This is a genomic window from Aeromicrobium senzhongii, from assembly GCF_014334735.1.
Classification (GTDB): domain Bacteria; phylum Actinomycetota; class Actinomycetes; order Propionibacteriales; family Nocardioidaceae; genus Aeromicrobium; species Aeromicrobium senzhongii.
In genome coordinates this window covers 144,194-169,081 of record NZ_CP060587.1, presented here as the reverse complement: position 1 = coordinate 169,081, position 24,888 = coordinate 144,194, and the positions used below count along the sequence as shown (strand labels likewise).

Below are 24,888 nucleotides of genomic sequence, written 5' to 3'. Positions count from 1 at the left end.
GCTCACTGCCATGGCTCGCCCCCTGCGGACACTGGTCGTCGACGACGAGCAGCCGGTGCTGGACGAGCTCGTGTGGCTGCTCGGCCGCGACGACCGCATCGGCACGATCGCCACCGCACGATCGGGCACCGAGGCGTTGCGCCGCCTGGACTCCGGCGACATCGACCTGTTGTTCCTGGACATCGCGATGCCCGGCCTCACGGGCATCGACATCGCCCGCCTGCTGGGGCGGTTCTCCTCGCCGCCGAAGATCATCTTCGTCACCGCCCACGACGCCCACGCCGTCGAGGCGTTCGACCTCAACGCGGTCGACTACCTCCTCAAGCCGATCCGCGAGGAGCGCCTGCGCGAGAGCGTCCGACGGGCGGTCGCCGACACCGATGCGGGCGCGGCGGACTCCGACGACACGATCGCGGTCGAGCTGGCGGGCGTGACCCGCTTCGTGTCCCGCTCGAAGGTCACCCACGCCGAGGCGCAGGGCGACTACGTCCGGTTGCACACCCTCGACGGGTCGAGCCACCTCATCCGCACCCCGTTGGGATCCCTCGCCGAGGACTGGTCCGAGGCCGGCTTCCTGCGCATCCACCGCAGCATGGTCGTGAACCGCGCTCACATCGTCGCGGTCCGGATGAGCTCGGGCCGGGCCAGCGTCGTCGTCTCGGCGCCCGGCGGCACGACGACCGAGCTGCAGGTGGCCCGCCGGCACACCCGCGCCCTGCGCGAGCTGATCGGCGAGCACACCCCGTGACCGACACCGCCCCTCCCCCGCCGGAGCACACTGGGCGGGTCCGCGTCACCAACCCGCTGTCGACCGCCTCGCCCCACGTGCGCAGCACCGTCGGGCAGGAGATCGACGAGGCGACGGGCATCGGCGAGGTCTACATGCAGTCCCTCATCCGCTCGCAGTTGCGGGCCGCGGCCACGGTGACCATCACCCTGCTGTTGACCGTCGTCAGCCTGCCGCTGGTCTTCCTGTGGGTACCCGGCCTGCGTGACGCGAGCATCCTCGGCGTCCCGCTGCCGTGGCTCGTGCTCGGCGGCTGCGTCCACGCCGGCGTCATCGTCCTGGGCTGGCTCTACGTCCGCCACGTCGAGCGGGCCGAGCGCCTGTTCACGCAGCTCGTCGAGCCGAACGACACGAGCCCATGAGCCCGGCCTGGGGCATCGCCGCCGTCGCACTGGTCTCGATCGCCACCTTGGCGATCGGCAGCTTCGGACTGCGCATCAGCCGCACGAGCAGCGACTTCTACGTCGCCTCGCGCTCGGTCTCCCCCTCGCTGAACGGCTCCGCGATCAGCGGGGAGTACCTGTCGGCCGCGTCCTACCTCGGCATCGCCGGACTCGTGCTGACCCACGGCGCCGACATGCTCTGGTACCCGATCGGCTGGACCGTCGGCTACCTGTTGCTGCTGGTCTTCGTCGCCGCGCCGCTGCGCCGCTCGGGCGCCTACACGATCCCCGACTTCGCCCAGGTCAGACTGCAGTCGCTGGCCGTGCGGCGCGTGTCGACGGCGCTCGTGGTGGCGGTGGGCTGGCTCTACCTGATCCCGCAGTTCCAGGGCGCCGGGCTGACGTTGCAGACGGTCCTGGACGCTCCCCGCTGGTTCGGCACGGTCCTCGTGGCCGTCATCGTGACCGTGAGCGTGGCCCTGGGCGGCATGCGCGCCATCACCTTCGTCCAGGCGTTCCAGTACTGGCTGAAGCTGACCGCCCTGCTCGTGCCGGTGATGTTCCTGCTGCTGGCGTGGTCGCGCGACGGCCGGCCCGGGACCCAGGCGCCCGTCGACTGGTGGGTCCCGCTGGGCGACGGCGGCCCCGAGGCGATCTACTCCACCTACGCCGTCATCGTCGCGACGTTCCTGGGCACGATGGGACTGCCGCACGTCGTCGTGCGCTTCTACACCAACCCCGACGGCCACGCGGCGCGCCGGACGACCCTGGTCGTCCTGGTGCTGGTCTCGGCGTTCTACCTGCTGCCGACGATCTACGGCGTGCTGGGCCGGGTCTACGCCTCGGACCTCGTGGCCTCGGGACGCGCCGACGCGGTCGTCCTCGAACTGCCCAGTCGCCTCGTCGCGGGGACGGCCGGCGAGTTCCTGACCGCGCTGGTGACCGCCGGCGCCTTCGCCGCGTTCCTGTCGACCTCGTCGGGAGTGACGATGGCGCTGGCGGGCGTGGTGGGTCAGGGACTGAGCAGCCACGGCCCGTGGCGGGGACGGCTCTCCTCGATCGCCGGGCTGCGGGTGGCGGCCGCGTTGTGCGTGACCGTGCCTCTCGCCCTGGCGTTCGTCACCGAGCCGATCCCGGTGGCCAGCTCGGTCATCTTCGCCTTCGCCCTGGCGGCGTCGACCTTCTGTCCGCTCCTCGTGCTGGGTATCTGGTGGCGCGGCCTGACCTCGGCCGGCGCGATCGCCGGGCTCCTGGGAGGCGGCGTCTGTGCGGGCGTCGCCCCGTTCGTGTCCCTCGCCCTCGACACCGAGGGATGGTGGAACACGCTGATGAGTCAGCCGGCGCTGTGGTCGGTACCGGTGGGGTTCGGCCTGATGGTGGGCGTCTCACTGGCGACGCGGGGCACCGTCCCCGCCACGGTCGGACGCACGATGGTGCGCCTGCACACGCCCGAGCGGGTGCAGGTCGACCGGCGATTCTGAGTCAGACGCTGCGCGACGTGTCGAGACGGTCGAACGCGTCGAGCACCTGCTCCATCGTGGGCTTCTGGGCCACCGTGGCGACGGAGGACTCGACGAGCCCCTCGCGCTCCTGGCGCAGGTGGCGCTTGACGGTGGAGGTGGAGCACCCCAGCCGCTCGGCCAACTCGCGGCAGGTCTCGTCGGGGTGGGCCCGGCGGGCGCCCATGACCTCGTTGTGGTCGACGGGCCCGCCACCGACGCGAGCGGTGCCGTACGCGCCGGAGTCGACCCGGACCTCGATGCCCAGCTCTCGGCGCATCGCCCGGCGGTCGGCCTCACTGGTGCAGGCGAGGAACCCGGAGACGTCGACCTCGACCACGGCCCGGTAGAGGCAGTCGTCGAGCACCGAGCAGCCGGCACAGCGGCGATGCGCCGCGGCCTTCTTGCCCTGGTAGTCGCGCCACTGCTCGGCGGTGACGTCGCGACGGGACGGCGGGGACAACAGGATCTCGTCCTGGTACATCGCCGGCGCCATGGCGCACGGCGGGAGGGTCGGCCTCATTGCCCATCTCCTGGAGTTGCGGGTGCTTCCAGTCTAGAGGTACATTCCGCCGGCATCACCCGGGGTGACCGGTGTCTCGCCCTCGCCACCCTCGCCACCCTCGCCCCGGTTCGCGCCGCCCGGAAGCGCCAGCCGCATGTTGTGCAACTGGCTCTGGGCCTGGACCTGCTGGGCGTACAGCGCCGCCTGGATCCCGTGGAAGAGCCCCTCGAGCCAACCGACGAGCTGGGCCTGGCCGACGCGCAGCTCGGCGTCGCTCGGCGACTCGGCGTCGAACGGCAGGCTGAGGCGCTCGAGCTCCTCGACGAGCTCGGGAGCGAGGCCGTCCTTGAGCTCGTCGATGGACTGGTGGTGGATCTCGCGCAGGCGGGCTCGGCTGGCGTCGTCGAGGGGCGCAGCCTTCACCTCTTCGAGCAACTGGCGGATCATGCCGCCGATGCGCATGACCTTGGCGGGCTGCTCGACGAGGTCGGTGAGCGCCGTGCGGGACTTGTCCTGCGGGGCGGGCACCGGCTGGCCGTGCGGGTCGATGATCCGGTCGTCGGTCATGGCCTCAGCCTAGGCATGCCGCTGCAGGAGCGCCGCTCGACCTCAGACACCGACGTCCAGCACGACCTTGCCGATGTGCGAGGACTCCTCGAGGATGCGGTGGGCGTCGGCCACGCGCGCCAGCGGCACGGTCTCGTGGACGATCGGACCCAGGCGGCCCTGCTCGATCAGCGGCCAGACGTGCTCGACGAGGTCGGCCATGATCTCGGCCTTCTCCTGGGCCGGGCGGAACCGCAGGGACGTCGCGGCGATGGTGCCCTGCTTCGCCAGCAGTGCCCCCAGGTTCAGCTCGCCCTTACGTCCGCCCTGCATGCCGATGACGACGATCCGACCACCGCGCGCCAGGGAGGCCACGTTCTGGGCGAGGTACCTGCCGCCGATGATGTCCAGCACGACATCGACGCCCCCGAGGTCCTGGCACGCCTCCACGAAGTCGTCCTCGCGGTAGTTCACGACCACGTCGGCGCCGAGCTCGCGGACGGTCCGGGCCTTGTCCTCGCTGCCGACCGTCGTGACGACCGTGGCCCCGAAGGCCTTGGCCAGCTGGATCGCGGTGGTGCCGATGCCACTGGCACCGCCGTGGACGAGCAGCTTCTCGCCCTCGCTCAGGCTGGCCAGCATGAAGACGTTGGACCACACGGTCGCGTACGTCTCGGGGATGGCCGCGGCCTCGATCAGCGTCGTCCCGGTGGGAACGCGCACGACCTGACCCGCCGGAGCGACGACCCGCTCGGCGTAGCCCCCGCCGCTCAGCAGGACGCAGACCTCGTCGCCGGGCGCGTGGTCGGTGACGCCCTCGCCCACGGACTCGACGATGCCGGAGCACTCCAGCCCGAGGACGTCCGTGATGCCCGGGGGCGGCGGGTAGTGACCCTGTCGCTGCAGCAGGTCCGCGCGGTTGACGCCCGCCGCGGCGACCGTGACGGCCACCTCGCCCGGCCCGGGTGCGGGGTCGGGCAAATCGGCGACGACGAGGCTCTCGGGGCCTCCGGGCTCTTCGACGATGACGGCTCGCATGCCCACCACGGTAGTGACCGGCACACTGGTGCGTATGCAGTTGACGCTCGTGCAGATGGCCGCGACCCTCGACTCGGCGGCGAACCGTGCCCGGATCGAGGAGGAGCTCCGGCCCCTCGAGGGCCAGGATCTGGTGGTCCTGCCCGAGGCGGTGATGCACGACTTCGGGCCCTCCGACCACGACCTGGCGGCCGTCGCCGAGCCGCTGGACGGACCGTTCGTCGACCTGCTGAGCCGTGAGGCCCGCCGGTTGGGCGCGACGATCGTGGCCGGCATGTTCGAGCGCACCGACGACCTGCCGTTCAACACCCTCGTCGCGATGGGGCCCGACGGCGACCTGGCCGCCACCTATCGCAAGATCCACCTCTACGACTCCTTCGGCTACCGCGAGTCCGAGCGCCTGCGCGCCGGCGACGTCGACCCCGTCGTCCTGCCGGTCGGCGACCTGACCGTGGGCCTGATGACCTGTTACGACCTGCGCTTCCCCGAGATGGGGCGTGCCCTGGTCGACGCGGGCGCCGAGGCGTTCGTGGTCCCGGCCGCGTGGGTCGCCGGCGAGCACAAGGTCGACCACTGGCGCACGCTGCTGCGGGCCCGGGCGATCGAGAACACCGTCTGGGTGGCCGCCGCCGGACAGGGCGGATCGCGCTACAGCGGTCATTCCTTGGTGGCCGATCCGTGGGGAACTATCGTGGAGGAAGCCGCCGGGGGGAACGAGCTGGTCACCGCAGACATCGCGGTGGACGCCGTGCGGCGGTCCCGCGAGGTCAACCCCTCGCTCGCCAACCGGAGGATGCAGACCCTGTGACCACCGTCCAGCCCGGCCGACGTCGCCTCGACACGTCGGTCCCCACGCCGTACGAGGTGGCGACCCGCGAGCCACGCGTCACGTCCGCGCGATGGTCCCGCCTCCTGATGCTCGGGACCTTCGTCCTGTGGGTGCTCAGCACCCTCGGCGCGACCACCGCGATCGTGGACGTGGGTGCGCCGCAGTGGCTCTGGCGCCCCAGCGCGGCGGTGCTGCTGGTCGCCTTCTCGGTGATTCTGACCCACCGTGTCGGCGGCTACATGCGCATCTGGGTGAGCCTGACCCTGCTGTTGTCCGGGGCCGCCCTGGTCTCCGACCTGAACTTCCTGCTGGCGGCCGCAGCGGGCGCCACCGCCGTCCTCTCGTCCGTCTCTGCCGTCGTCTTCACGCGTCCGGCGGACTCCGTCCTCGAGGTCCTGCGCGAGTACCTCGTCATGCTCTCGTTGGCCCTCAGCGGCGCGGTCGGTGTGGCGGCCTGGAACGCCACGGTCGTCGTGCGGCCGTTCGGCCTCATCGTCATGGCCATCGCCGTGACCCTGGCGATCGCGATCGTCTGGCGGCTGGGCTCGGGCCTGCACGGCCTGGGCCGGAACCACCTCAAGCTGCTGATCGTGATCGCCGTCGTGGCGGTCGGCCTGTTCTACTACGGCAGCTTCGTGCGCACCGCCGGATCGCCGGGACTGAAGAACCTCCTGGACGACGCGATCGTGTGGCTGCGCCAGACCATCGGCGGTGTCCCTCGGCCGTACGAGTTCCTCATCGGCTTCCCCGCGCTCGTCGTGGGCACGTCGATGCGCTCGCGCTATCGCGAGGGCTGGTGGGTCTGCGTCTTCGCCGTCGTCGGCACGGTGATCGTGGCCAACTCGCTGATCGACCCGCGTGCCTACCCCTCGTACTTCGCCCTCTCCACGCTCTACAGCGCCATCTTGGGACTCGCTCTCGGGCTCCTCGTCCGTGCGGTCTTCCTGCGGCCGCGGACGTCCCGCGCCGCCCGCGCGGTCCAGCAGTCCCGCCGTTCCGAGCCGGAGCGTTTCTCGCCCCTGCGCTGAGCCCCACGGCCCGCTCCCGACGCCGCGACCAGAGGAATGCCAGAATCGGTGCAGGTGTCGTCGCTCCGGTGGCGGCCCTGGAGGGGTGCCGGAGTGGCCGATCGGAACCGCCTTGAAAGCGGTCGCTGGCAGTGATGTCAGCCGCGGGTTCGAATCCCGCCCCCTCTGCGTGACTCGTTACCGACTCGACCGGGCGCACCTCATGGTGCTCGCCGGTGTGTGCTTCATCGTGGCCGCCGTGAGCGTCCTCGTCGCCTTCCTGACCGCAGGAGGCGGCGACCTCGCCAACGGCGTGGCGATCGTGGCGGGGGGCATCGCCCTCGTCGCGCTGCTCGTGGCTGCCGTCGCCAACCTGCGACCGCCCGTGGTCCTCACGCTCGACCCCGCCGGGTACCGCGCGCGAGGGCGCCACGGCGAGGGAACGTGGAAGGGCGTCGAGTCCGTCGAGGTCAGCGACGGCCTGCTGCGCTTCACCGACGGCGCGGGCGCCGTCACGGCATTCCCGCTCAGCCTGGTCGACCGCAGTCGCCGGGCCGAGCTGATCCGCGAGGTCTACGACCGGCTCAACACCGCCCACGGCTACCGGCGCTTCGACCCGACCGACGCCGGCTGACCCGCACCCGACGCACAGCCGCGACTCAAGGAGCGGGCCTGTCTTCCTCCTCGACGTCGTCGGCACGCGCGAACCACTGGCCGCCGGGGTCGGCCAGCTCCGGGAGGATGTCCCCCCACGAGACGTCGTGGGTCAGTCTCGGGCCGTCTCGGTCGATGATGATCGGATCGCCTGCCGGAGGGGTGGTACCGGTGAACTCCTGGATCTCCAGGTCGAAGTAGGACAGGCCGTCCGCGATGGCCTTCCGGCCGGGATGAGCACTCGTGGGGAAGAACTCGTCATTGAGGTAGGCGACAGCGCCCTCGATCTCGACGTCGAAGGCCCGTCCGCCGCCCCAGGAGGACTTCGCGATGACCAGCCGGGACCCGTCCTCGGAGTACTCGGGTACGCCACCGAGCACGGACAGCAGGTCCGCCAGCGTGAATCCCGGTCCGGGCGAACCCTGGGCGTCCTGGGTCATCGACTTCCTCCGTACCGGTGTCGCTCGGCGACGACCAGTACATCAGCCCACGGCGCAACCGCCACGGCTTTTGCCGAACTCGGCGGCCGGGAACGAGAGAACCCCCGCCGGGCTCTCGCTCGACGGGGGCTCCCACGTGACTGATTGGCGGAGATGGAGGGATTTGAACCCTCGAGAGGTTTAAACCTCAACCCGCTTAGCAGGCGGGCGCACTAGGCCACTATGCGACATCTCCAGACAACCGGATCAGGATACCCACCCGCACCCCCGACCGCCGAATCAGGGCAGTCGTTTGACGATCGAGGCACCGCGCTCGTAGAAGTCCTCGGGCAGATCCGCCAGCGGTGTCGCCTCGTGCGGATGCGCGCGCATCCCGTCCAGCAGCAGGGTGCGCATCCGGCGGGCGAGCCACGCACGGTTCTCCGGGGCGGCCGTCTGGACCGCGCTCAGCATCAACGGAGCGGCACTCAGGTCGGCCACGGTCAGGTCCGGGCGCGCCATGCCCTCCTCGACGGCCCGCTCGGCCACGGTCCGCAGGGTGCCGACCCACCGGTTCGTCGGGCGGTAGTCCGGATCGCTGATCGCCAGGCGTCGCATCACCTCGGCCACGATGCGCCGGTCGATCATCACCTGGGTGGACTCGTCGACGATCAGCTCGAGCGCCTCCCACCCCGACTCGATCTGCAGCGCCCGCTCGGCGATGTCGTCGAAGAGCGCGATGTGGCGGTCGTACAGGGCGCGCCACAGGTGTTCCTGCGAGGCGAAGTTGCGATAGAGCGTCCCCGTGCCGACCTTCGCGGCGGCTGCCAGCGCGTGCATCGGTGCGTCGAGGCCGTTCTCGGCGAAGTAGACCTCGGCGGTGTCGATGATGCGTTCACGGTTCGCCACAGCGTCACGACGCATGGGAACACGGGGCTTTTCGGACATCACCACCAATTTACGCGATGCTGAGCAAAAGGGGTCCTCGCACCCGATTTCGCGCCCGGGAAGGGTCCAAGGTAGACTCGTCGAGGCCCGCAAGGGTACGCGCCCGTAGCTCAACGGATAGAGCATCTGACTACGGATCAGAAGGTTAGGGGTTCGAATCCCTTCGGGCGCACCACATCAGGAACGCCCCTCAGTGATCTCACTGGGGGGCGTTCTTCGTTTCCCGGCGGCCGTCATCCTGCGCCGGCTCGGGGGGCCAGTGGCTCTGCCTTCCGCTGAGGCGCTCACGGGGTGGTCGCGGCGCGCCACGCCATCAGCTGGCGGTGGACGTTCCACGCGCCGACGAGCACGGGCGTGTCACCCAACTCCGGGACGACCTCGGTGAGGTCGGGGTCCAGGGGCCAGTCGCGCGGATGGATGAAGAGCGCCTCGTTCTGAGGCCCGCCGATGCCTCCGTGCGAGCCGACCTGCTCCTCGAAGGCGTGCACCCTGTCGAGCGCGTCGACCGTCGAGAGGACGACGAGATCGCCGGCATCGGTCAGCGCGTGCAGGCGGGCCAGGTCGGCCGCTGTCCGCGAGGGGTAGCCCAGCAACGGGTCCTCACCGCTGGCGGCGCTGGACCCGCCGAGACCGCGCACGCCGTGACGGCCGATCACGAGGGGATCGCCGGCGTCGTCCGTCGACATCACCAGGCCCACGCCGGGGCTGTCCAGCAGCCCCGGCACGAGGGCGGGCCACGCGGCGTCGATCTCGGCGAGGTTCGGCCTCGAGGACAGGCGCCGGAACCAGATCATGCCCAGGTTGCCGCCGCCTGTGACGGCGACCTCCGGGTCGTCGGAGCCGGCGACGAGGCCCTCGGGGGGTGCCCGGTTCTCGCCGACCACGGCGGAGATCAGGGCATGGACGGGGCCGCGCTGCTCGCCCTCCTCGGTCGTCGTGAGCACCGTGGCGTCCGACCCTCCCGACCTCATCAGCTCGACCACGCGATCGGCGAAGGAGCAACCGGCGAGCTGCGAGAACGGTGCGCCCAGACTCTGTCCGTGGTCCGACACCACCACGAGGTCGTAGCGGGTCGCGACCGACCGGGCGACGTCCTCCAGTGCCGCGAGTGCGCCGTCGAGACCTTCGATCGCCGCCATCGACTCGGGCCGCTCCGGACCGGCATGGTGCGCGATCTCGTCGTAGTCGACGAAGTCCACGAAGATGATGGGTGACCCCCGCGTCATCTCGTCGGCGATCAGCGACAGGTCGAGCTTGCGCAGCAGCACGTTGGTCAGGCCGCGCAGCACGGCGTAGTCGACCTTGCGCGGGATCCGGGGCCGGACGTCGCGCACGCGCTGGCGGTGGCCCTGGCGGAACTCCTTGATCACCTCGCCCACGGTCAGGACGAGCGCGCCGGGGAGCAGGAACGGTCGGATGAAGAACGACAGGTAGGTCGATCCCGAGCCCAGGTCGCGCAAGCGGGTCGAACGGCTCACCGTGAGGTACGAGCGTGCCGCGCCGCCGGTGAAGGTCGTGCTGATCGCGGTGCCGTCGCGCAGGAGCCCCGAATCCGCCGGGAAGCGCGCCTCGATCACGCGGGCGTCGGCCGGGTTCCCCGCGACGAGCAGGCGGCCGGCGCGGCGGTCCCACCAGCGGTAGGCGGGGATCTCCGCGCTCCCGTGCAGGAAGCCGGCCATGCTGGCGGGCGTCGTGCACGGGATCGTCGACCACCAGCCGGTCAGCGTGTGGCTGGAGCGCACCCAGCGAGCGATGTTCGGTGCCTGGCCGCCGGCCAGGGCCCGTCGCAGGACCGGCAGCGCCACCCCGTCGAGCTGCACCACCAGCAGGCCGCGCGGTCGATCCTCCCGGCCGACGCCGGCGCGTGCCCACCTCTGGCGCAGACCGCCGCCCGTGGCGGCCCCGACGACGTAGTGGCTGTCCGTGGCGCCGGAGAGCCACCTCCCGCAGGCCATGACCGCCCCGGCGACCAGCAGGACCACCAGGGTGTCGCCGATGCCCAGGTCCGTGTGCGCCGCCAGGTCGATCGCCGCACCGAGCACGAGCACCTGGGCTGCGAAGCCCAGCACCAGCGCCGTCAGGACGCTCCCTCCCGACGCCAGCAGGCGCAGGGGTCGCGACACGATCGCGTCGAGCACGAACACCGCGACGAACACCACGACGACGAGGAGCAGCTCATCGGTGACGCTCACCCCCACGGCCGCCAGGCCCAGCGTCAACGCGACCGCCGCCACCACGACGGTCCACACCGCCTGCAGGACGTCGCCGACCCCCGGCACCCAGCTCACCCCGGTGCGCTCGGGTGCTGGTGCGGCCCACCCTCGCTCCGTGGCGTGGCTCACATGGTCATCGTTCCACGAGTGAGCTCCGTGCGGACTCCCATCGAGGTCCCGACGATGCGGGTCGCCGGCGCCTGCGCGGCCATCGCCGTGCGGAACCGATCGCCGGGTGAGGCGAACCAGTGGTCGTGCGTAGGGCCCGTCGAGCGCAGCACCACGGGCCAGAAGGTGCCGTGGTGCACGGGGACCACCCAGCGCGCCCCCACGTCCCGGACGGCCGCGGCGGCCTGCACGGGGTCCAGATGCTCGTCCCCCAGGGACGGCCCCCACCCGCCGATCGGCACCAGCGCGAGGTCGACCGACGCGACGCTCGTGAAGTCCATGGGCCCGGTGTCGCCCGGGTACCAGCAGGTCGTGTCCGCCCGGGCGAACCGGAATCCCAGCGCCGGAGCGCTCGCGCTGCGCGGTCGCCGGTCGCGGCGGCCGTCGTGCCGCGCGGGCAACACCTCGATGTCGACGCCCGCCGCGGTGACGCGGTCGCCCGGCACGACCTCGATCACGTTCAACCGCTCCAGGGAGCGAACGGCGCGCACCGCCCCGCGCGGCACGACGATCGGCACGTCGTCGTCGAACCGGCGCAGCGTCGGCAGGTGCAGGTGGTCGTGGTGCAGGTGCGAGATCAGGACGAGGTCGGCTCGCGTCGCGCGAGGGCCCGGCGGAGGACCCGTGCGGCGCAGGTGGAACAGCCGACGCGCCGTCAGCGGATCGGTCGCGACGGTCGCACCGGGCAGCTCGACCGTCACGAAGGCATGGCCCCACCAGGTGACCGCGGTCATGCCTTCAGTGTGCGCGTCGGCGGCCCCGGCCGACCAGCGCCGACCGTGCCCGTAACACAAGGCCCACGGGCGACATCCGGCGAAAGCCCTCGCATCCCGGCACACGAGCGCTCCGACCGGCGGCGAGGAGGAGTCGCTGGTCCGGAAACTTGTTACATCGATGCGCTCCGATGAACGCCGGACGACATCACCGCGTAACCATCGCTGTCGAGACTCGATCCCGCCCCTGCTCCGCGTCCCCGGCGGAGCTTCCCCCACCTGAGAGGGATCAGATGATCAAGCAACGAGGATGGCGCCTCGCCCCGTGGCAGCACTGATGGCGGTGCCACTCGCGGCCGTGCCGGCCCAAGCGGCCGACGGCGAGTTGGCGTCCGGCTCCGACTGGAGCGTCTCCCGCACCGCCGGCGGCTACCTGGTCACGGTCGACCTGCCGAAGCGCCTGCCGATGGTCTCGGACGCACCCACGATCGAGGTCGACGGCACGCCGATCGGCATCGCCACCGAGTCCGCCGACGGCAAGAGCCTGTCGGTCTTCACGGCGGATGCCTCCGTGGTCGACGCGGACGACGTCGAGGCCGGTTGGTTCAGCAAGCCGTCGGGCGCCCGCGTGAAGATGGCCACCCTCGACGAGATCGCCCAGGCCGACCCCGAGGCCCTCGACGCGAACCCGGCGTCGCTCGGCAGCCACGAGCACACCGAGGCCGTCTACAACTTCGGAGCGCAGTCGATCCCGCTGGCCGGCATCGGCGGCATCCGCGGCGAGCTGCAGGGCAAGATCTACCTGCCGAAGACCGGCGGACCCCGCCCCGTCGTGCTGCTGCTGCACGGCCGCCACACCTCCTGCTCCACCGGGACGGCCAACCCGAACCGCTGGCCGTGCGGACCGAACCAGATCAACGTCCCGAGCTTCGCCGGCTACGACGGCACCGGCCGCGCGCTGGCCAGCCACGGCTACGCCGTCGTGTCGATCTCGGCCAACGCGATCAACTCCAACGACAACCAGCTCGCGCTGGACCAGGGCGCCCAGGCGCGCGGTCAGCTGCTGCTCGACACCCTCTCGATGCTGAAGAAGGCCAACGAGGGCGCCACGGTCAGCCACTACGACGCGCAGAAGGAATCCGACGTCACTCTCGCGCAGGCGCTCGCCGACCAGAGCCCACTGCCGGGCCTGTCCGAGGGCACCGCGGGGCTGGCCCCCGCCGACCTCGTGGGGCGCTTCGACTTCTCGAACATCGGCATGATGGGCCACTCCCGCGGCGGCGAGGGCGTCACGTCCGCGGCGACCCTGAACCAGGGCCTGGAGAAGCCGTGGAAGATCACGTCGATCCTGCCGCTGGCGCCGGTCGACTTCGCCCGCATGACGGTGCCGAACGTGCCGATGAACGTGATCCTGCCGTACTGCGACGGTGACGTCTCCAACCAGCAGGGTCAGCACATGCTCGACGACTCGCGCTACGCGTTCGACGACGACGTGCTGCGCAGCGGCGTGTGGATGATGGGCGCGAACCACAACTTCTACAACACCGTCTGGACGCCGGGGAAGTACGACTACTCCGTCTCCGACGACTGGGGTGCGAACTCCACCGACGCCGTCTGCGGCCCGCGCTCGAGCACGAACATCCGGCTGAGCGCCGACGCGCAGTACGACGCCGGCACGGCCTACATGGCCGGCTGGTTCCGCCTCACGATGGGTGACGAGAAGCAGTTCCTGCCGATGTTCGACGGCTCCGCCTCGGTTCCGGAGGTGCTCGGCTCGGCCGACATCCGCAGCGTCTCCACGGCTCCGGCCTCGGCGCGCCAGACGATCACGACGTTCGAGAAGGCCAGCTCGCTGGTCAAGGTCCAGGGCGCTGCCACGGCCACCGTCTGCGCCAGCGCCCCGGGTCGCACCGTGACGCAGTCGCTCGCGGCCTGCACGTCCTCGGCACTGGGCACCAGCGCCCAGCCGCACTGGACGCCTGCCTCGAACGGCGGCAACGTCCCGGCCACGCCGGTCACGAATTTCTCGTGGACGGCCCTGTCCTCGGGCACCGGCAACGCGGCCACGGCCAGTGAGGTGCGCGTCAACGTTCCCGCGAAGGCGCGCAACGCGTCGTCGATGGAGCGCCTGTCGGTCAAGGTGGCCGCGGACGACACCGTCGACAGCAGCACGGCGCTCTCGGTCACCGTCGTCGACGGCTCGGGTGCGACCCACACCGTCCCGGTGGCGGATCTGAACGCACTGGCCGTCTCGCGACTGCCCGCCTCGACCGATGCACGGTTGAAGAAGATCGTCCTGCAGCAGGTCGACCTGCCGGTCGCCACACTGAAGGACGCCGGCCTGAACGTCTCGGACATCCGTGAGGTCCGCTTCGGCGCCCTCGAAGGGCCGGACGGCCTGGCTGCCGGTGGCGTGTTCCTGTCGGACCTCGCGTTCGAGAGCTCGGCGGTCGGCGCGGCGGACAGCAAGACCGTCCCCACGCTGAACGTGAAGGCCCCGGTCGTCGACGAGGGCAACGCTCCCGGCACGGCCGACATCGCGGTCTACCTCGACGACGCCGCGTCGATCCCGGTGACCGGCTACGTGTCGGCCCTCGGGTCGGCCACCGGTCGCGCCGGCATCGCCATGGAGAAGGTCACCTTCGCCCCCGGCGAGACCTGCAAGGTCGTCACGGCGCCGATCCTCGGCGACACCGCGGCCAGCACGGCGAACTCCACGTCGGTGAAGACCTCGGTCATCAACACCCAGGGTGCCGTCATGGGGGCCAACGCCCTCGACTGGATGATCGTCCGTGAGGACGACGGCGTCACGGGCTCGGCGACGGCGCTGCCGTCGGCGGGCGTCCAGGGCGATGCCTGCGCCGAGCTGGCAGCCCAGGACGAGGCCGTCGAGGTCTCGGTCGGTGACAGCAAGCCGCAGCCCGGCGAGAGCCTCACGGTGACCGCCGGCGGGTTCCGCTCCGGCGAGGGCGTCACGATCACGGTCGACGGTGTCGACCCGGTCGTCACGGCCGCCGATGCGACCGGCGTCGTGACCGCCGCGATCGCCATCCCCGAGACCGCGACCCGCGGCGCCGCGACCGTCTCGGTCACGGGCAGCGGCACCGGTCGCACGGGCGAGACCTCGGTCTCGATCCTGGACGCGAGCTCGACGAGCCTGTCGATCTCGCCCGAGGCCCCGGCGATCAACGAGGCCGTGACCCTCACGGCGACCGTCACCGGTGGGGACACCACGGGCTCCGTGGAGTTCCTGGACGGCGACACGTCCCTCGGCACCGCCGAGGTCGTCGACGGCACGGCCACCGTGGAGGTGCCCGGCTTCAAGGCGGGTGCGCACACCCTCGTGGCGCGCTTCGCCGAGACCGGCGTCACCGCGGGCTCGGCTTCCAACCCGGTCGCCTTCACCCTGGTGAAGGGCAAGCCCACGATGGTCATGTCGCTCTCGAGCGCCTCGACCGTCTTCGGGCAGGCCGCGAAGCTGTCGGCGAACGTCGGGGACGCGGACGGTGGCACGGTCACCTTCCGCTACGGCGGGGTCACGAAGACCGTCCCGGTCGCCAAGGACGGCTCCGCCGCCCTGACGCTGCCGGCCACCCTGAAGCCCGGTCGCTACACGGTGTCGGCCGCGTACGACGGCACCGACCGCACTGCCGCCAGCGCGAGGATCTCGACGTCGCTGGTCGTGACCAAGAAGGGCACCTCGGCGTCCGTCTCGGCACCGAAGTCGGTCAAGGCCGGCAAGGCCCTGCGCGGCAAGATCGCCGTCCGCGGCGGTGTCGCCAGTGTGGCGCCCACGGGCACCGCCAAGGTCTACGTCGCGAAGGGCAAGGGCGGCTACAAGCTGGCCAAGACGGTCCGTGTCCCGTCCTCGGGCAAGGCGACCTACGCGGTGAAGGCGCCCAAGAAGCGCCAGAGCCTGCGGGTCAAGGTCGTCTACTCCGGTGACGCCAACTACGGGTCCAGCAAGTCCACCGTCAAGGCGGTGCGGGTGCGCTGATCCCTCACGACGAGGCCCCGGCAGCGATCAGCTGCCGGGGCCTCGTCACGTCCGGGGCCGCGACCGAGCGGCCCACCCACGGGAAACGCCCCGGTCGCCGAGGCGACCCGGGGCGGCCTTGACCGCCTTGCTGACCTTCGTGACCGGCGCCCAGCCGGACTTCGTGCCCGTCACTCTTTCGTGAGGGGAGGTCCGCTCATCCTGTCCAACTCGCGTCCCGGGCGCCACGAATCGCCTCACAATTCACGCGCGCGCACCATCGGGAGGTCGCCTGCGAACCCCTGCCTGAGATGCGATCAGGCCCCATCCGTGTTCGCATGGTGGGGACGAAGAATCGAGAGGAAGGCTGGAGTCATGGGACTTGATGACAAGTTGAAGAACACCGCTGACGACCTCAAGGGCAAGGGCAAGGAAGCCACCGGCAAGGCCAGTGACGACAAGAGCCTCGAGGCCGAGGGCAAGGGCGACCAGGCCAAGTCCGACCTCAAGCAGGCCGGCGAGAACGTGAAGGACGCGTTCAAGCACTGAGCACAGACCTACGACGAGGGCCCCGGGAATCTGATGATTCCCGGGGCCCTCGTTCGTGGAGCACTCAGACGGTCGGCGGCACCGTTCCGGTGACTCCGGACTCGGCCGTCGGGGACGTCGTGCCGGCCGTCGGCTGACCCGGCGTCGTGTACGTCGACGCGGTGTAGGTCGGCTCGTCGGCCATCTTGGCCTTGACGAATGCGGCGATGCCCGCGATCCCGGCGGTGAGGAGCCCGACGAAGGCGACCTTCTTCACACCGGCGAACCGCGGCTTCTTCTGGATCGGCAGCCGGTCGCTGACCTCGTCCGGCAGCTTGTCGACCAGGCCGTCGCGCAGGTCGAGCAACTCGGACTTCTCCGGCAGCTTCTCGATGAGGTCATCACGCAGCGCCAGCCATTCGGCCCGGTCCGGAAGTCGCTCGATCAGCTGGTCCTTCAGGTCGCGCAGGTCGGCGCCGTCCGGCAGCTGCTCCACGACGGTGTCCTTCACGCTCTTCTTGCCCTTGCCCACAATGGCTCCTTCGCACAGATGTCGTCGGAGTCCCATCGTGGCTCACGACGGAGTCGTACGCACCTCGGAAGAACCTTCGAGCACGACCTCGGCGGCCTCCTTGTCGGGCCGCAGCCCCCGCCAGCTGGCGTGGCGCAGGTGCCCGGCGGGCGACCAGTCGCCGTAGACGACCTCGCCCACGACCTTCGGCGTCACCCACGTCGCGTCACGCGACGCCGCAGTCTCGACCTCGTCGACGAATGGCGACGTCTTGCGGGTCAGCGGGTCCAGGAGCCGGCGCAGGCGCAGGCGCTCGTCCTCCGTGAAGCCGGTGCCGACCCTGCCGAGGTACCGCAGGCCTCCCTCGACGGGCACACCGAGCAGCAACGAGCCGATCCCACGGCCACCCTTGCTGGGGCGCCAGCCGCCGACGACGACCTCCTGGGCCTCCTGGTTCTTGATCTTCAGCCAGTCCGTCGACCGCGCCCCGGGCTCGTACGGGGCCTTGCGCCGTTTCGCGACGACGCCCTCCAGCTTGTGGCGACGACTGAGCGTGACCGCCTCGTCGAGTGAGCCGCCATGGGCCGGCGGCACCTGGACCACGTCGCCGGTGAGGTCCAGGTCCTCCAGTGCCACGCGGCGGTCGTCGTAGGTCTGGTCCCGCAGGGACGTGCCGTCGTGCTCGATCAGGTCGAACACCAGCAGCCGCGTGGACACCGTGCGCCGGAGTCGCTCGACGTCGGCGGCCTTGGTGACGCCCATGCGCTGCTGCAGGCGACCGAAACTGGGCACGCCGGACTCGTCGAAGGCCACGATCTCGCCATCGAGCACGGCGTCCAGACCCAGGCTCGCCAACTCCTCGACGACCTCGGGGTAGCTGGCGCTCACGTCGTTGTGGTTGCGCGAGAACAGCCGCACCTTCTCGCCACCGACCACGGCGAGGCACCGGATGCCGTCCCACTTCAGCTCGTAGGCCCACTCGTCGCCCGAGGCGTCCCTGGCGCCGGCCAGCACCGCCAGCATCGGCGGGACGAACCCCGAGCGCGCGGCCTCCTCGGGCGGCTTCGACCTCGCCTTCTTCTGCGGGGCGGGCTCGTTCTGCTCCTTCATCAGGTGGATCAGCCAGTTCTCGCCGGTCTTGATCAGCGCGAGCCGCTTCGATCCGCCGAGTCCACCGTCGCGGGTGCCGTGCAGGGTCGCGATGACCTCATGGTCGTTCCACTTCTCGAGGTCGTAGTGCCCGTGGTCCCAGATCGTGACGTGCCCGGCGCCGTACTCGCCCTTCGGGATGTCGCCGGCGAACGTGGCGTACTCCAGCGGATGGTCCTCGGTCTGCACCGCCAGGTGGTTGCCCGTGGACGACTCGGGCACGCCCTTCGGCAGCGCCCACGAGACCAGCACGCCATCACGCTCCAGCCGGAAGTCCCAGTGCAGACGACTGGCGTGATGCTCCTGGATGACGAAGATCGGGTCGCCGGTGCGCCCGCGGACGACCGAGTCCGGAACCGGCTCAGGCGTCTTGGTCGCATCGCGCATCGAGCGGTAGGTCGCGAGCCGGTCGGTCATCGGCGCCGCCAGCGCGGCCATCGGGTCGCCGCGCTCGGCCAGCCGGGCGGGCACCTCATCGAGGGTCAGGTGACGCAGATTCTCGTCGAGCTCGTCCCAGTCGCGCGGGACGGCGACGGTGGGCTCGGCACGGCCACGCAGCGAATACGGCGAGATCGTCGTCTTGTTGCCGTTGTTCTGGCTCCAGTCGACCAGGACCTTGCCCTGGCGCTTGACCTTGGACATGTCACTGACGACGAGCTCGGGCATGACGCCCTCGAGCGCCTGGGCGACCTGCTTGGCGAAGGCGTTCACGTAGTCGGAGTCGTGCTGGCCGTCCAGCGGCGCGTACAGGTGGATGCCCTTGCTGCCACTGGTGACGGGCACGCACTCCAGGCCGACGTCGGCGAGCAGCTCGCGGGCCGCATGGGCGATCTCGACGCACTCCGGCAGGCCGGTTCCCGGGCCGGGGTCGAGATCGATCACGAGGCGATCGGGATTCTGGGCCACGCCGGTGGCGTCGACCCGCCACTGCGGGACGTGCAGCTCGAGCGCGGCCACCTGCCCCGCCCACGCGAGATCGGCGACCGACTCGAAGATCGGATAGGTGTTCGTGTGCGACCGGTGCTTGATCGTGACCCGCCGGATCCACGAGGGCGCGGAGTCGGGCAGGTTCTTCTCGAAGAAGACCTGTTCCTCACTGCCGGTCCCGTTGACCCAGCGCTTGCGCGTCACCGGGCGGCCTGCCAGGTGCGGCAGCAGCCATGGCGCGACCGCGACGTAGTACGCGATGACGTCGGCCTTCGTCGTCCCGGTGGCGGGATAGATGACCTTGTCGCTGTTGGTGAGTCGCAGCAGGCGTCCGTCGACCGAGACGGTCTGGGGCGCGGTCCGTGGCATCTCGCGAACCCCCTGCACCGTAGACTTGATACTTCAGACATTGTGAAGGAGCGGCCTTGAACGTGCCCGATTTCTTCTCCGAAGTCGCTCTTGACCTCCATCAGCAGCGCACGACGGCGAAGACCGTCGACCTCATCACCGAGTATGCGAAAGTCGCAGCCGACTGCAACGACGCCGGCATCATGCTGGTGCACAACCGCACCAAGATCGAGACTGCCGCCTCGACCTCGGACCGGGTCGTCGAGTCACACCAGTTGCAGCACGAACTCGACGAGGGTCCGTGCCTGGACGCCCTGGAGTCCGGCGGCAGCTTCGTGTCCAACGACGTCCAGACCGACGCACGCTGGCCCGCGTGGGGCCCTGCCGTCGCCGACCTGGGGATCCACAGCGCCATGAGCGTGCTGCTGGAGACGCGCGAGCGGCGCTACGGCTCGCTCAATCTGTACGCCGACCGCCCGGACGCGTTCGACTCGAACGACTTGGCCACGGCGACGATCTTCGCCCGTCACGCCTCGGTCGCCCTGGCCAACGCCCATCAGGAGCAGGGTCTGCTGACCGCGATCGACGCGCGCAAGATCATCGGCCAGGCGCAGGGCATCTTGATGGAGCGCTTCGACATCGAGTCCGACCGGGCGTTCGAGGTATTGCGGCGCTACTCGCAGAACCACAACCAGAAGCTGCACGCCGTCGCGACCTGGGTCGTCGAGAACCGCAAGCTCCCCGTGACCGACTTCCCCCACGCGGTCAAGGTCGAGATACCGGCTCAGCCGAGCGGCGACACGCAGCCCACCTGACCGTCAGGCCGACGACTTCTTCTTCGCCGGCTTCTTCTTGGGCTTCTCGTCGCCCTTGCGCGCCTCGACACTGCGGCGCAACGCCTCCATCAGGTCGACGACCTCGGCGCCCTCGTCCTCCTGGACACCGAAGGTCGCCTCGCTGTCGATGCCCTCGCCGGCCTTCTGCTTGGCTTCGATCAGGGTCTTCAGCTGTTCCTGGTAGTCGTCGGTGAACTGGCTCGCGTCGAAGTCGCCGGCGAGCGACTCGATCAGCTGCCCGGCCATCGCCAGCTCCTTCTGCGTCACCTTCGCCGTGTTCTCCAGGACCGGGAAGTCGGCGGTGCGGACCTCGTCGTCCCACAGCAGCGTCTGCAGCACGAGCACGTTGTCGCGCACGCGCAATGCGCCCAGCCGGGTGCGCTGGCGCAGGGCGAAGGTGACGACGGCCGTGCGCTCGGTCTCCTCGAGCGCCTGGCGCAGCAACGAGTAGGGCTTGAGCGCCTTCTCCTCCGGCTCCAGGAAGTACGGATTGCCCAGCCGCAGCACGTCGATCTGGTCATCGGGCACGAACTCGACGACGTCGATCTCGTGGCTGCGCTCGGCGGGCAGCGACTTGAGGTCCTCGTCGGTCAGGACGATCGTCTTCTCGCCGTCGTCGAAGGCCTTGTCGATGTGCTTGTAGGCGACGATCTCCTTGCAGATCTCGCACCGGCGCTCGTAGCGGATGCGGCCGCCGTCCTCGTCGTGGACCTGGTGCAGCGACACGTCGTGGCTCTCGGTGGCGGAGTAGACCTTCACCGGCACGTGGACCAGCCCGAAACTGATCGCGCCCTTCCAGATGGCTCGCATCTGGCCAGTATCGGCCCTCAGCGCCGCCAGCGCGAGCGCTTGGACCCGGTGGCCACGGGCCGCTCGATGGGGACGAAGCCCGGCTCGTACGGTTCGAGGTCCGGAACGCGCTCGTCCAACTGGTCGAGCGCGCGCGGCAGATCGTCGAACGTCACCCCGGCCAGCTGATTGGGCGAGAACCGCCACCACGCCAGCTCCTGCAGCCGCTCGCGGGTCTGCGGATCGACCCGGTCGCGGATCGGTCGGGCAGGCACTCCCCCCACGATCGAGTACGGGGCGACGTCGTCGGCCACCACCGCGCCGGCCGCCACGACGGCCCCGTCGCCGATGGTCACTCCGCGCAGGATCACGACCTTGGCGCCGATCCACACGTCGTTGCCGACGACGGACGGCTCACCACGGAACGAGGGGCGTCCACCGGCCTCGGGGTCGATCACCTCGGATCGGTCGGCCGACGGGTGCCAGCCCCAGGTCGCCTTCTTGTACTGGAAGGAGTTGACCCCCAGCCAGGTCAGCGGATGCCCGGTCGCGCCGATCAGGACGTCGGGCGCGAACTCGCAGTAGCGACCGATCGTGGCCGACTGCGACTCGATGCCGTGGGCCAGGCTCGTGAACGCACCGACCCGGGTCACGCCGCCGCGGACCAGCAGATCGCCCAACATGCGGATGGGTGGCTCGGCCAGCAACTGGGACGACCCGACGACTCGCAATCCCTCGGTTCCGCGCGCGTGCTCGACCACGATCGCCAGCCTAGGGCTTCGACGGACCGGGGACGCGCCAGTGCCCGTGTTACCTCCCCGCAACCCGGACACGGAACAATGACCGTCATGGCGTTTCTGCTGCGCGTGGAGCTTCCCGACGTCCCGGGCTCCCTCGGCGCACTCGCGACGGCTCTCGGTAGCGCCGGAGCCGACATCGAGGCGATCGAGATCGTCGAGCACCGGCCCGACGGCGTCGCGGTCGACGACGTGCTCCTCGAGCTGCCCCACACGGTCATGCCCGATGCGCTGATCACGGCGTGTCAGGGCCTCGAGGGCGTCCATGTCCACTGGATCAGCCGCTACAACGCAGGGGCCAACCTCAGCATGGACCTCGAGGCCGTCGAGGCGTTCACCAACGAGCCCGACCTGTCCATCGCCCGGCTCATCGAGGTCATCCCGTCGACGTTCCGCACCGACTGGGCGCTCGCGATCGGCCCCGGCCCGGACGGTGCGCAGTTGCTGCACGGGTCGTCCGCCGCCCCGAAGATCGTCCCCGAGTGCGACGAGTGGCTGTCGGTCGAGCACGCGAGCCCGCTGCCCGAGGTGTCCGCCTGGGACTCCACGGTCCTCGCGGGGTCGCCCGCCGTGACGCGTGCGGGCACCCGGTTCTTCGTCGCCGTCGGGCGCCACGGCGGACCCGAGTTCCTGGCCTCGGAGATCGCCCGGATCGGCCACATGGTGTCGCTGGCCGCGTCGGTCCAGACCGACGACGACTGACTGCTACTTCTGGTCGGTGACCGGCGTGTGGGCGTGGTGGAAGCGGCCCAGGGCCTCCACCTCGGCCTCCATGGCCGGCACCGTCTTGCGGGTCAGCAGCCGCACGTAGGGCGTGGTGGCCGGCGAGTTCACGAACGCCTTGGTCCAGTTCGCCAGCAGGACGGCCTTCGGCACGTAGACGCGGCTCTTGCGTTTCGCCAGGCCGATGAGGATCTTCTCGGCGCAGGTCTCGACGTCCGTGGTCGTGTTGGCCGGGTAGGGCAGCTTGGTCCGGATCGCCTTGAAGGACGGCAGGTCGGCCTCGGCGTTGCGGACGATGTCGGTGTCGATCCACGAGGGGTGGCACAGGCCGACCTTGATGCCCAGGTGGGCGACCTCCTGGCGCAGCGCGATCCCGAGGGCCTCGTTGCCGGCCTTGCTGGCGGCGTACGCGCTCAGGCCGGCGATGTTGGAGAAGGCCGCCAGCGACGAGACGACCAGGAGATAGCCCTTCGTGCGCTCCAGGTGCGGAATGGCGTACTTGGCCGTGCGGAAGACCCCGTTGAGGTTCACGTCGATGACGCGCTCGAAGGCCTGGTCCTCGATCTGGCGCACGGTGCCGTACGAGGCGATGCCCGCGTTGGCGACGACGTGGTCGAGACGGCCGAAGTAGGCGGCCGCGGCGTCGATCGCGTCCCGGACGTCCTCGCTGTTGCGGACGTCGGCCTCCCACCAGGCGGCCGACTCGCCCAACTCGTCGCTGAGCGACGCCAGCAGGTCCGGTTCGAGGCCGACGAGCGCGACCCGCCCGCCATGGGCGACGTAGGCGCGGGCGACGGCGGCACCGATACCGCGGGCCGCTCCGGTGATCAGGGCGACCTTGCCGGCGAAGTGCTGGGGCTTCAGAGAGGACATGCCCGTCAAGATACCGCCGGTATGTGGAATGTGTCACCCGCAATGTCACATCCGGTCCGCCACCGGGTGGATCGTGGCGCACGGTGTCCATGTGACCCACCTCATGGCCGAGGGGGAATCCGGGCGGGCTATCCTCTGCGGGATGAGCACCCCTCCACCCGAGCTCGGCTCGATGCGGATCGGCGTCGTCAAGGAATCCGCCCCCGGTGAGACTCGTGTCGCCGCGACGCCGGCGACCGTGAAGCAGCTGATCGACCTCGGTTACCTCGTCACCGTCGAGCACGGCGCCGGCGAGGCCTCGAGCTTCACCGATGCAGCCTACGAAGCCGCCGGCGCGACCATCAGCGACAAGCCGGACACCTGGGCCAGCGACGTGATCTTCAAGGTCAACGCCCCCACCGAGATCGAGATCGCCCTCATGCTCGACGGCGCGACGCTGATCAGCATGATCAGCCCCGGCCTGAACCCGAAGCTGGTCGAGACGCTGGCGTCGCGTCCCATCACGGTCCTGGCGATGGACGCGGTGCCGCGCATCTCGCGCGCGCAGTCGATGGACGTGCTGTCGTCGATGGCCAACATCGCCGGCTACCGCGCGGTGATCGAGGCCGCCAACGAGTTCGGCCGCTTCTTCACCGGCCAGGTCACCGCCGCGGGCAAGGTCCCGCCGGCCAAGGTCCTGGTCGCCGGCGCCGGCGTGGCCGGCCTCGCCGCGATCGGCGCCGCCTCCAGCCTCGGCGCGATCGTCCGTGCCACCGACCCCCGTCCCGAGGTCGCCGACCAGGTCAAGTCGATCGGTGGCGAGTACCTCGAGGTCGTCGTGCCCGACGAGGACAAGGAGGTCTCCACCGACGGCTACGCCAAGGCCACCAGCGAGGCCTACGACAAGCGGGCCGCCGAGCTCTACTCCGAGCAGGCCGCCGACGTCGACATCATCGTGACGACCGCCCTGATCCCGGGCCGCCCCGCGCCCCGCCTGATCACCGCCGCCGACGTGGCCACCATGAAGCCCGGCAGCGTCATCGTCGACATGGCCGCGGCGCAGGGCGGCAACGTCGAGGGCTCGGTCGCCGGCCAGAAGGTCGTCACCGACAACGGCGTCACGATCCTGGGCTACACCGACCTCGCGGGCCGGCTGCCCACCCAGGCCTCGCAGCTGTACGGCACCAACCTGGTCAACCTGATGAAGTTGCTGACGCCGGGCAAGGACGGCCAGATCGTCCTGGACTTCGACGACGTCGTCCAACGTGGCGTCACCGTCGTGCGCGACGGCGAGAAGACGTGGCCCCCGCCGCCGGTCCAGGTCTCGGCTGCTCCGGCGCCCGTGGCGGCCGCCGAGCCGGCCCCGGCTCCCGAGCCCAAGAAGCCCGTCAACCCCGCGGTCAAGATCGGCGCGATCGCCGTCGGCGTGCTCGCGTTCTTGTGGGTCCTGGCGAACGCGCCCGGACAGCTGCCCCAGCACTTCACCGTGCTGGCGCTGTCGATCGTGATCGGCTACTACGTGATCGGCAACGTCCACCACGCGCTGCACACCCCGTTGATGAGCGTCACCAACGCCATCAGCGGCATCATCGTGGTCGGCGCCATGCTCCAGATCGGCGATTCCGACGCGGTGATCCGCGCCCTGGCCTTCGTCGCCGTTCTCGTCGCCAGCATCAACGTCTTCGGCGGTTTCGCCGTGACCCGACGCATGCTCAGCATGTTCTCGAAGTGAAGGGCTGATCC

The 24,888-nt window shown here is 70.4% G+C and carries 23 protein-coding genes and 3 tRNA genes; 13 read left to right on the top strand and 13 right to left on the bottom strand.

Going from position 1 to position 24,888, the window contains the following annotated elements; all coding sequences use genetic code 11:
* Positions 1–10 precede the first annotated feature (10 nt).
* The 3 genes from H9L21_RS00875 to H9L21_RS00865 are packed head-to-tail and all read left to right on the top strand — an operon-like array spanning position 11 to position 2,651.
* The gene (locus H9L21_RS00875) at positions 11–748 is read left to right on the top strand and encodes a LytR/AlgR family response regulator transcription factor (protein ID WP_154596068.1); all 738 of its coding nucleotides are present in this window, start codon (positions 11–13) and stop codon (positions 746–748) included.
* Positions 745–1,149 carry a DUF485 domain-containing protein gene (locus H9L21_RS00870; RefSeq protein ID WP_187411665.1) on the top strand — a complete coding sequence of 135 codons (405 nt, stop codon included), beginning with the start codon at positions 745–747 and terminating at the stop codon, positions 1,147–1,149. Before H9L21_RS00875 ends, H9L21_RS00870 begins: the two co-directional genes overlap by 4 nt.
* Entirely contained in the window at positions 1,146–2,651 is a 1,506-nt protein-coding gene (locus H9L21_RS00865) for a sodium/solute symporter (protein WP_154596069.1), read from the top strand. The genes H9L21_RS00870 and H9L21_RS00865 overlap by 4 nt, the downstream gene beginning before the upstream one ends.
* 1 nt (position 2,652) lies before the next feature.
* Here H9L21_RS00865 and H9L21_RS00860 read toward each other — a convergent pair whose 3' ends face one another.
* From H9L21_RS00860 to H9L21_RS00850, 3 genes are read right to left on the bottom strand one after another with little or no spacing between them, the layout of a single operon-like run.
* Positions 2,653–3,192 (bottom strand): winged helix-turn-helix domain-containing protein, encoded by a 540-nt coding sequence (locus tag H9L21_RS00860; RefSeq protein WP_154596070.1) that lies wholly within the window; start codon positions 3,190–3,192, stop codon positions 2,653–2,655.
* Positions 3,193–3,225: 33 nt separating this feature from the next.
* Positions 3,226–3,741 (bottom strand): bacterial proteasome activator family protein, encoded by a 516-nt coding sequence (locus tag H9L21_RS00855; RefSeq protein WP_154596071.1) that lies wholly within the window; start codon positions 3,739–3,741, stop codon positions 3,226–3,228.
* A 42-nt stretch (positions 3,742–3,783) separates the two neighbouring features.
* Positions 3,784–4,758 (bottom strand): NAD(P)H-quinone oxidoreductase, encoded by a 975-nt coding sequence (locus H9L21_RS00850; protein ID WP_154596072.1) that lies wholly within the window; start codon positions 4,756–4,758, stop codon positions 3,784–3,786.
* Positions 4,759–4,792: 34 nt separating this feature from the next.
* Between H9L21_RS00850 and H9L21_RS00845 the strand changes: the two genes are divergently transcribed.
* The 4 genes from H9L21_RS00845 (at position 4,793) to H9L21_RS00830 (ending at position 7,228) form a co-directional block, all read left to right on the top strand.
* On the top strand, positions 4,793–5,566 hold the full coding sequence (locus tag H9L21_RS00845; protein WP_154596073.1) for a carbon-nitrogen hydrolase family protein: 774 nt from the start codon (positions 4,793–4,795) through the stop codon (positions 5,564–5,566).
* Positions 5,563–6,615: a hypothetical protein gene (locus tag H9L21_RS00840; protein WP_154596074.1), complete on the top strand. Its 1,053-nt coding sequence runs from the start codon at positions 5,563–5,565 to the stop codon at positions 6,613–6,615. Before H9L21_RS00845 ends, H9L21_RS00840 begins: the two co-directional genes overlap by 4 nt.
* A gap of 79 nt (positions 6,616–6,694) precedes the next feature.
* A tRNA-Ser gene (locus tag H9L21_RS00835) sits at positions 6,695–6,783 on the top strand.
* Between the two features lies 1 nt (position 6,784).
* A complete protein-coding gene (locus tag H9L21_RS00830) occupies positions 6,785–7,228 on the top strand; it encodes a hypothetical protein (protein ID WP_154596075.1) in 444 nt (147 codons plus the stop codon).
* A 25-nt stretch (positions 7,229–7,253) separates the two neighbouring features.
* Here H9L21_RS00830 and H9L21_RS00825 read toward each other — a convergent pair whose 3' ends face one another.
* The 3 genes from H9L21_RS00825 to H9L21_RS00815 all read right to left on the bottom strand — a co-directional run bounded on the left by H9L21_RS00825 (position 7,254) and on the right by H9L21_RS00815 (position 8,591).
* Positions 7,254–7,688: a hypothetical protein gene (locus tag H9L21_RS00825; RefSeq protein WP_154596076.1), complete on the bottom strand. Its 435-nt coding sequence runs from the start codon at positions 7,686–7,688 to the stop codon at positions 7,254–7,256.
* A 145-nt stretch (positions 7,689–7,833) separates the two neighbouring features.
* Positions 7,834–7,923 (bottom strand) — tRNA-Ser (locus H9L21_RS00820).
* A gap of 44 nt (positions 7,924–7,967) precedes the next feature.
* Positions 7,968–8,591: a TetR/AcrR family transcriptional regulator gene (locus H9L21_RS00815; protein ID WP_187411664.1), complete on the bottom strand. Its 624-nt coding sequence runs from the start codon at positions 8,589–8,591 to the stop codon at positions 7,968–7,970.
* Positions 8,592–8,714: 123 nt separating this feature from the next.
* Between H9L21_RS00815 and H9L21_RS00810 the strand changes: the two genes are divergently transcribed.
* Positions 8,715–8,790 (top strand) — tRNA-Arg (locus H9L21_RS00810).
* Between the two features lie 109 nt (positions 8,791–8,899).
* On the opposite strand, the gene H9L21_RS00805 is transcribed toward H9L21_RS00810, so the two are convergent.
* Together H9L21_RS00805 and H9L21_RS00800 are read right to left on the bottom strand one after the other, a co-directional pair.
* Positions 8,900–10,957: an alkaline phosphatase family protein gene (locus H9L21_RS00805; protein WP_154596078.1), complete on the bottom strand. Its 2,058-nt coding sequence runs from the start codon at positions 10,955–10,957 to the stop codon at positions 8,900–8,902.
* The gene (locus H9L21_RS00800; RefSeq protein ID WP_154596079.1) at positions 10,954–11,730 is read right to left on the bottom strand and encodes an MBL fold metallo-hydrolase; all 777 of its coding nucleotides are present in this window, start codon (positions 11,728–11,730) and stop codon (positions 10,954–10,956) included. Before H9L21_RS00800 ends, H9L21_RS00805 begins: the two co-directional genes overlap by 4 nt.
* Before the next feature lie 316 nt (positions 11,731–12,046).
* On the opposite strand from H9L21_RS00800, the gene H9L21_RS00795 reads away from it, so the two are divergent.
* The gene (locus H9L21_RS00795; RefSeq protein WP_154596080.1) at positions 12,047–15,706 is read left to right on the top strand and encodes an Ig-like domain repeat protein; all 3,660 of its coding nucleotides are present in this window, start codon (positions 12,047–12,049) and stop codon (positions 15,704–15,706) included.
* 354 nt (positions 15,707–16,060) lie between these two features.
* Entirely contained in the window at positions 16,061–16,234 is a 174-nt protein-coding gene (locus tag H9L21_RS00790; RefSeq protein ID WP_154596081.1) for a CsbD family protein, read from the top strand.
* Between the two features lie 64 nt (positions 16,235–16,298).
* Here H9L21_RS00790 and H9L21_RS00785 read toward each other — a convergent pair whose 3' ends face one another.
* Both H9L21_RS00785 and H9L21_RS00780 read right to left on the bottom strand, forming a co-directional pair.
* A complete protein-coding gene (locus tag H9L21_RS00785; RefSeq protein ID WP_154596082.1) occupies positions 16,299–16,745 on the bottom strand; it encodes a hypothetical protein in 447 nt (148 codons plus the stop codon).
* 42 nt (positions 16,746–16,787) lie between these two features.
* Positions 16,788–19,169, bottom strand: coding sequence for an ATP-dependent DNA ligase (locus tag H9L21_RS00780; RefSeq protein WP_154596083.1), 2,382 nt, complete (start codon positions 19,167–19,169; stop codon positions 16,788–16,790).
* 62 nt (positions 19,170–19,231) lie between these two features.
* Between H9L21_RS00780 and H9L21_RS00775 the strand changes: the two genes are divergently transcribed.
* Positions 19,232–19,963, top strand: coding sequence for a GAF and ANTAR domain-containing protein (locus tag H9L21_RS00775; RefSeq protein ID WP_255467491.1), 732 nt, complete (start codon positions 19,232–19,234; stop codon positions 19,961–19,963).
* A gap of 3 nt (positions 19,964–19,966) precedes the next feature.
* Here H9L21_RS00775 and ku read toward each other — a convergent pair whose 3' ends face one another.
* Positions 19,967–20,794, bottom strand: coding sequence for a non-homologous end joining protein Ku (gene ku / locus H9L21_RS00770; RefSeq protein WP_154596085.1), 828 nt, complete (start codon positions 20,792–20,794; stop codon positions 19,967–19,969).
* 17 nt (positions 20,795–20,811) lie between these two features.
* Entirely contained in the window at positions 20,812–21,534 is a 723-nt protein-coding gene (locus H9L21_RS15545) for a DapH/DapD/GlmU-related protein (protein WP_154596086.1), read from the bottom strand.
* A gap of 87 nt (positions 21,535–21,621) precedes the next feature.
* On the opposite strand from H9L21_RS15545, the gene H9L21_RS00760 reads away from it, so the two are divergent.
* Positions 21,622–22,272 carry an ACT domain-containing protein gene (locus H9L21_RS00760; RefSeq protein WP_154596087.1) on the top strand — a complete coding sequence of 217 codons (651 nt, stop codon included), beginning with the start codon at positions 21,622–21,624 and terminating at the stop codon, positions 22,270–22,272.
* Positions 22,273–22,275: 3 nt separating this feature from the next.
* On the opposite strand, the gene H9L21_RS00755 is transcribed toward H9L21_RS00760, so the two are convergent.
* On the bottom strand, positions 22,276–23,166 hold the full coding sequence (locus tag H9L21_RS00755) for an SDR family oxidoreductase (protein ID WP_154596088.1): 891 nt from the start codon (positions 23,164–23,166) through the stop codon (positions 22,276–22,278).
* 172 nt (positions 23,167–23,338) lie between these two features.
* On the opposite strand from H9L21_RS00755, the gene H9L21_RS00750 reads away from it, so the two are divergent.
* Positions 23,339–24,877, top strand: a complete 1,539-nt coding sequence (locus H9L21_RS00750) for a Re/Si-specific NAD(P)(+) transhydrogenase subunit alpha (RefSeq protein ID WP_222865896.1) — start codon at positions 23,339–23,341, stop codon at positions 24,875–24,877.
* Positions 24,878–24,888 lie beyond the last annotated feature (11 nt).